Annotated in this window: 5 protein-coding genes; 2 read left to right on the forward strand and 3 right to left on the reverse strand. The window is 64.0% G+C overall.

Features of this window, described 5'->3' with window-relative positions:
* Positions 1-258 precede the first annotated feature (258 nt).
* Both EN884_RS19845 and EN884_RS19850 read right to left on the reverse strand, forming a co-directional pair.
* Entirely contained in the window at positions 259-1,908 is a 1,650-nt protein-coding gene (locus EN884_RS19845) for an ABC transporter substrate-binding protein (protein WP_027163239.1), read from the reverse strand.
* 42 nt (positions 1,909-1,950) lie between these two features.
* Entirely contained in the window at positions 1,951-3,501 is a 1,551-nt protein-coding gene (locus tag EN884_RS19850; RefSeq protein ID WP_013532332.1) for a trimethylamine methyltransferase family protein, read from the reverse strand.
* A gap of 90 nt (positions 3,502-3,591) precedes the next feature.
* Between EN884_RS19850 and EN884_RS19855 the strand changes: the two genes are divergently transcribed.
* Together EN884_RS19855 and mutL are read left to right on the forward strand one after the other, a co-directional pair.
* Complete coding sequence (locus EN884_RS19855) at positions 3,592-4,494, forward strand: LysR substrate-binding domain-containing protein (protein WP_013532333.1); 903 nt, start codon at positions 3,592-3,594, stop codon at positions 4,492-4,494.
* 74 nt (positions 4,495-4,568) lie between these two features.
* Positions 4,569-6,443: a DNA mismatch repair endonuclease MutL gene (mutL, locus tag EN884_RS19860; RefSeq protein WP_063167730.1), complete on the forward strand. Its 1,875-nt coding sequence runs from the start codon at positions 4,569-4,571 to the stop codon at positions 6,441-6,443.
* Between the two features lie 48 nt (positions 6,444-6,491).
* Here mutL and EN884_RS19865 read toward each other — a convergent pair whose 3' ends face one another.
* Complete coding sequence (locus tag EN884_RS19865; RefSeq protein WP_063167729.1) at positions 6,492-6,767, reverse strand: hypothetical protein; 276 nt, start codon at positions 6,765-6,767, stop codon at positions 6,492-6,494.
* Between the last annotated feature and the right edge of the window lie 104 nt (positions 6,768-6,871).

A 6,871-nucleotide genomic window follows, 5' to 3' on the forward strand; every position in this document is an offset into this window, starting at 1 on the left:
CAGTTTCGTCACCGGTTCGGTGAACCGGTCCCGATATTGTTCGTCGGCCTCGAACTTGACCGCCGGGGCATAGAAGAACTTCACCGCGTCGGACGCCGGTCCGGCGACGGCTCCGGCCGGCAGGGCTATCGAAAGGGCGGCAACGATCACTGTCAGTCGCATGCAGAATCTCCGGCTTTTGACGGCTTGAGCCTATCAACACCACGTATCCTGCATATCGGCTTTTTTGCGGCTCATGAAGTCCTGCAGCACCTTGTTTTAGCCGTCCAGCCAGACGTTCTGAAGGTCCATCTCGAATGTCTGGTGGACACCATAGTTCTTCACCTTCTTGCTCATGTGGCTGTAGAGCTTCTGCCAGAAGGGCTGAATAATGACGCCCGAATCCTGCAGGATCTGCTCGACATCCTTCATGACCTCGCGTCGTTTCTCCACGTCGATGAGCGAAAGCGCCTGCTTGAGCTTGGCATCAAAATCGGGGTTGGAATATGCCGATTCATTCCAGGCCTCGCCGGTGCGATAGCCGAGCGCCAGCACCTGCACGCCAAGCGGGCGCATGTACCAGATCGTCATCGAATAGGGATATTTCGTCCAGTCGTTCCAGAAGGTCGAACCCGGCAGCACCGTGCGCTTCACCTTGATCCCGGCATCGCGCAACTGGCCGGCAATGGCGTCGCCGGTATTCTTCTGCCAATCGTCCTCGATGGTGATCAGCTCATGCTCGAAGTCGGCCTGTCCGGCTTCCGCCATCAGCTTCTTGGCGCCGGCGGCGTCGCGTGTCTTCTTGGGCAGCGCATAGTATTCCGGATGGATCGGGGCGACGTGGTGGTTTTCACCAGGGGTGCCTCGCCCGGCATAACCGAGTTCGAGGACCGCATTGTTGTCGACGGCCATTTGCAGGGCGTTGCGCACCCGCTTGTCGTCGTAGGGCTTGTGGGTGATGTTGGTGCGGGCAACCAGCGTCGTCGCCGTCGCCACCTCCGATTTCACCAGATCCATCTTGTCGAGAATGTCGATGAAGTCGGCGGGCGACTCGAAATTGAGGTCGATCTCACCGGATTCGAACGCGTTCACGGTGGCGTTGAAATCGGTGCCGTAGTCGACGAACTCGACGCTGTCGAGCGGCGCCTCACCACCCCACCATTTGCCATTCTCACGACGCTTGACGACCGCCTTCTGGCCGACATCGTAGGAGACCAGTTCGAACGGTCCCGTGCCGATCGGCTTCTTGATCGGATCGGCACCGTCGGCATCGAAGCTGCGATGGACGACGAGCGCCGGATAGTCGGTGAAATTCGGGATCAGCGAAATGTCTGGTTCGCTTAACTTCAGCTTGACCGTATTGTCGTCGACCTTGGTGATCGCGCCATCCCTGGCCTTGCCGGTCTTTGCGTCGATCAGCGCGCCGACCCGGGCGGCCATGGAATTGCCGGCGACATTCTTCTCGCACCAGCGGGTCAGATTGTGAGCGACGTCATCGGCGTTGAAGGCATCGCCATTGTTCCACGTGATGCCCTTGCGCACATGCAGCACGTATTCGGTGGCGTCGTCGTTGATATCCCAGCTTTCGAGCAGGACCGGCTCGAAGGTGAATTGCCTGGTATAGCGGACAAGCGGCTCCAGCCAGCAGCGCGAAATGTTCGCCAGTTCCACCCAGTCGTAAGTGCGCGGATCCTTCTGTCCCTTCACCGACATCGAGACGCGCAGCGTTCCGCCTTTCTTCGGCTCTTCGGCCAAGGCCCGATCCGGCACGGCAAGGCCGATCATGCCATAGGCAAGAGCCGTCGATGCGCCGAAGGCGCTTGCCAGCGCCAGGAACTCGCGCCGGTCGACACGACCCGCGCGTGCTTCGACCGCCATTGCCTCGATAGCGCTCGGCACGCGATCGCCACTGCTTCTGAAGAATGCCATTTTTTCCTCCCGTCTGGTTCCCTTTGATCTTGGTTCTTCGCCTCAACTGACGCTGTCCGGCAGCCTCTCCTCGCGCCGCGCGATGAAATCCATCAGGCCATCGGCGATGCCTTCGTCGAGCTTCGGCTCCTCGTAATCCGCCAGCATGTTGCGCGCCTTCTCGCGGCCGCGCGTGTCGTGGTCCTTCGCCCCTTCTGCCTTCCACTGTTCGAACGAATTGAAGTCCATGATCGAGGGCATGAAGAAGGCGGATTCGAAATGTTCCAGCGTGTGCTGGGTACCGAGGAAATGGCCCTGCGGTCCCACCTCGCGGATTGCCGCCATGGCTTCCTTGAAATCGTCGAACGGCAGGCCGCCGGCATATTTGTACCAGCCGATGAGCTGTTCGCAGTCGGTGGCGAATTTCGAATAGCCGCAGGTCAGGCCGGCCTCGAGCCATCCGGCGGAGTGCCAGATGTAGTTGGCGCCGGCGAGGATGGCGGCATGCATCAGCATGTTCGCCTCGTAACCAGCCTGGGCGTCGTTGAGCTTCGACCCGACATGGAAGCCGGAGGTGCGCCACGGCAGCCGGTATTTCCGTGCCAGCGCTCCCATCAGATACATCATCTGCGCCGCCTCGGGCGTGCCGCCCATCGGAGCACCGGTCTTCATGTCCACCGTGACCATGAACTGTCCGTAGATCTGCGGCGAGCCTGGGCGCAGCAGTTGCGTGAAGGCGACGCCCGCCAGCGCTTCCGCATTGACCTGTGCCACAGCGCCCACGGCGGACGCCGAAGTCGAGGCGCCGCACAGTGCAAAGGGTGCGAGGATCAGCGGCTGGTTGCTTCGCGCATAGACCTTCATCGCGTCCAGCATGGTGGCGTCCCACACCAGCGGCGAATTGCAGTTGGTGATCGACACCAGGACAGGATTGTCGCGGACGTAATCCTCTCCGAACACGATGCCTGCCATCGCCATCGTGTCTTCCGCCCGCTCCTTGGACGTGACGATGCCCATGAACGGCTTGTCGGAATGCTTAAGCGCGGAATGGATGATGTGGAGGTGACGCTTCGGTACCGCGATTTCCATCGGCTCGCAAATGACCGAACTCGATGAATGCAGCGCCGGCGCCATGTAGGCGAGTTTGTGGAAATTGTTGAGGTCGGCGAGCGTGCCGTAACGCCTGTTGTTGTCGAGATCGCGAACATAGGGCGCGCCATACATCGGCACGAAGATGGTGTTGTTGCCGCCCACCCGCACCGTGCGCTGCGGATTCCTCGCATTGAGCGTGAACTCCGACGGGACCTTCGACACCAGTTCCATCAGCAGGGCCCGGTCGATCCGCACACGGGTTTCCGAGACATCCGCGCCCGCCGCCTTCCACAGTGCGATCGCCTCGTCGTCGCGGAACTCGCAGCCCACCTCTTCGAGGATCAAGAGCGACTCCTCGTGGATCAGTTCGACCGCCTCATCGGGGACCATCTGGTAGACGGGGATCTGGCGGACCAGCGTCGGGAACGACGTTACGGGAGCTCCGCGCAGGGCCTTGCGCCCCAGGCGGCCGCCACTGCGGCGGTTGGCATGTTCGGTCACTTCGGGGGCCGGTGCGTTCATGGCAACTCCATTCCACTCATGAAGGAGCCTAGCGCGACAAAATGGTGATGTGACGCTGGAAAATCCTGATCTCTTGTATAAGCTCAGCTTATGCGAAGCTTGCGCCACCTTCTGCCTTCGGCCGGCAGCCTGATCGTCTTCGAGGCGGCCGGGCGGCTGTCGAGCTTCACCGCCGCCGGGCGCGAGCTGGGCATGACGCAGGCCGCCGTCTCCTATGCCGTGCGCGGACTGGAAGAACAGCTCGGCGCCAAGCTGTTCCAGCGCCGCCACCGCCAGGTGCTCCTGACCGAGGCCGGCGAGCGCTTCCATGCCGACGTCTCGCTCGGCCTTTCGCACATCCGCAAATCGGCGGAGGATCTGCGCCTGCAGGCGACCGGCGGTCATGTCACGCTGGCCGCCTCGACCGCGTTCGGTTCGTTCTGGATGATGCCGCGCCTGCAGCAGTTCCGTGACGAGCTGCCGGGCATTGACCTGCGTATCCAGACCGCCGACCGCGACCTCGACATCATCGCGGAAGGCATTCCGCTCGGCGTGCGCGGCGGCGCGCCGCGGGACTGGCCGGACTATCATTCGTTGCCGCTGGCTGACGAGGAGATATTTCCCGTCGCCGGCACCAGCTATGCGGCAAAGTTCGGCCTGCCCAGATCCGCTGCCGAATTGGCCACGCACCGCCTCATCCATCTGGAGGAGCCGTATCGCGAGGCGGCCAGTTGGGACGAATGGTTCCAGTCTGCGGGCGCCAATCTCAGCGATACCGCGCGCGGCCTGCGCATCAACGACTACGGCCTGGTGATCCAAGGTGTCATGGAAGGCCAAGGCATCGCGCTCGGCTGGCGGCATCTCGCCGAGCGGCTGCTGGCGTCGGGCCTGCTGGTGCCGGTGACGGATCATGTGCTGAAGACCGGCAAGGCCTTCTATGTCGTCTGGCCGAAGAACCGGGAGCTCAGCGACAACGCCCGCAAGGTGCGCGACTGGCTGGCGGCGCAGGCATAAGTCGTTTTCCACTGATCCACCGCTGGCGCAATTCTGCCCCTCCCGCGCGACGCGAATCCGCCTATAGTGCCGCCATGCCCATCCGCCAGCTTTCCGAAACGATGATCAACCAGATCGCCGCCGGCGAAGTCATCGAGCGTCCGGCGAGCGTGGTCAAGGAACTGGTCGAGAATGCGCTCGATGCCGGTGCTTCGCGCGTCGAGATCGTCACATCGGGCGGCGGGCTGAACCTGATCCGCGTCACCGATGACGGCTCCGGCATTCCCGAACGGGAGCTGGCGCTGGCGATCGCACGTCACTGCACCTCCAAGCTCACCGAGGATATCAACGACATTCGCTCGCTGGGCTTCCGCGGCGAAGCGCTGCCGTCGATCGGCTCGGTGTCGCGACTTTCGATCCGCTCGCGCACGGCAGCAAGCGGCAGCGCCGCCGAGATCGGCATCGAGGGTGGCCGCGTCCTGCCTGTCAGGCCGGCGGCGGCCAATCGCGGCACCACGGTCGAGGTGCGCGACCTGTTCTTCGCAACGCCGGCCCGATTGAAGTTCATGAAGGGCGAGCGCGCCGAAAGCTCGGCCACCAGCGATGTGGTCAAGCGCATCGCCATCGCCTTCCCCGCCGTGCGCTTCACGCTGGCCGGCTCGGACCGCTCGACACTGGAATTGCCGGCGGCGGACGACAGCGCGGAAGGCAGCCTGCGTCGTGTCGCCCAGGTGATGGGCACCGATTTTCCCGACAATTCGATTGCCCTCGACGCGATGCGCGATGGCGTGCATCTGACCGGCCACGCGTCGATCCCGTCCTTCACCCGCGCCAACGCGCTGCAGCAATATGCCTATGTGAACGGCCGCCCGGTGCGCGACAAGCTGATCGCCGGCGCCATACGCGGCGCCTATGCCGACGTCCTGCCGCGCGACCGCCATGCGGTGACGGTGCTGTTCCTGACGCTCGATCCGGCCATCGTCGACGTCAACGTCCATCCAGCCAAGGCCGATGTGCGCTTCCGCGATCCCGGCCTTGTGCGCGGATTGATCGTCGGGGCCATCCGACAGGCACTGGCCGATGCCGGCGTCCGCGCCGCCACCACGGGTGCCGCCGGCATGATGGCGGCGTTCCGGCCAGGGGCCGCATCCTACGGCCACGGCGGACCGGCAAACGGCCACCGCAGCTACGACGCGGCCTACCGCGCGTCGGGTCCGTCCGGCTTCGATCCTGCCCGATCGCCGCAGCGGCCGCTCGATATGGGTTTCGATGGTGCGGGCTTCGAGCAGCGCGGCTTGCGAGAAAGCGAGCAAGCGGCTTTCGATGCCGGTCCGCTTGCCAGCGCCGATGCACGCGCAGGGCAGGATGAAGCGGCCGAGACGTTGCTCGGCGCGGTGCTGGGCGCGGCGCGCGCCCAGGTGCATGAGAACTACATCGTCGCCCAGACCAGGGATTCGCTCATCATCGTCGACCAGCATGCGGCGCATGAACGGCTGGTCTACGAGGCGCTGAAGAATGCGCTGCATTCGCGCCCGGTGCCCTCGCAGATGCTACTTCTGCCCGAAATCATCGACCTGCCGGAAGAGGATGCCGAGCGGCTTGCGCTGCATTCGGAAACGCTGGCCCGCTTCGGTCTCGGCATCGAGCGCTTTGGCCCCGGCGCTGTCGCGGTGCGCGAGACGCCGTCGATGCTGGGCGAGGCCAATGTCCAGCAATTGGTGCGCGACCTCGCCGACGAGATCGCCGACAACGACACGGTCGACACGCTGAAGGAGCGGCTGGACAAGATAGCCGCGACCATGGCGTGCCACGGCTCTGTGCGCTCCGGCCGCCTGCTCAAGGCCGAGGAGATGAACGCGCTGCTGCGGCAGATGGAGGCGACGCCCGGCTCCGGCACCTGCAACCACGGCCGCCCCACTTATATCGAACTCAAGCTAGCGGATATCGAACGGCTTTTCGGACGGCGATAGCTGCGGACGGATTGCGGGCCTATCGCTTCGCCGCTCGAGGTCGGCAGGTCAGGAGGCCGGCCGACAATGTGGTCGCCCGCGATTTTCGCCCAGCGGCCTGAGTAGCGCGATCGCAGCCGCCGCCAGCAGGAGGATCGCACCGGTGATTTCAGCCCAGCCGACCGCCTCGCCGAAGAGCCAGGCTCCTGCCGCCAAAGCGGTCAGCAAATAGCGTGCAGCCGCCAGCAGGAGCGGAGGCGCGTCATTGAGACCGAGCTTGATCGCGGCCCAGGTCAGCACCCAGATCAGCGACATCACCGCGAAGAAGAAGAGGTTGCGAACCACCGATGGGCGCTCAGCGCAGTCCCCGACGATCGACAAGTATCCGATGGATTTCGATCCGCTCCGGCAGCTCGATCAGGAACTCGGCATCGCGGTCCAGATGATGG

The sequence above is a fragment of the Mesorhizobium sp. M7A.F.Ca.AU.001.01.1.1 genome (assembly GCF_004022735.1).
Taxonomy (GTDB): domain Bacteria; phylum Pseudomonadota; class Alphaproteobacteria; order Rhizobiales; family Rhizobiaceae; genus Mesorhizobium; species Mesorhizobium ciceri.

Excerpts from the sequence above, each read along its gene's own strand:
- EN884_RS19855 (WP_013532333.1), top strand. The coding sequence starts at position 3,592 with ATGCGAAGCTTGCGCCACCTTCTGCCTTCGGCCGGCAGCCTGATCGTC.
- EN884_RS19850 (WP_013532332.1), bottom strand. The coding sequence starts at position 3,501 with ATGAACGCACCGGCCCCCGAAGTGACCGAACATGCCAACCGCCGCAGT.
- mutL (WP_063167730.1), top strand. The coding sequence starts at position 4,569 with ATGCCCATCCGCCAGCTTTCCGAAACGATGATCAACCAGATCGCCGCC.
- EN884_RS19845 (WP_027163239.1), bottom strand. The coding sequence starts at position 1,908 with ATGGCATTCTTCAGAAGCAGTGGCGATCGCGTGCCGAGCGCTATCGAG.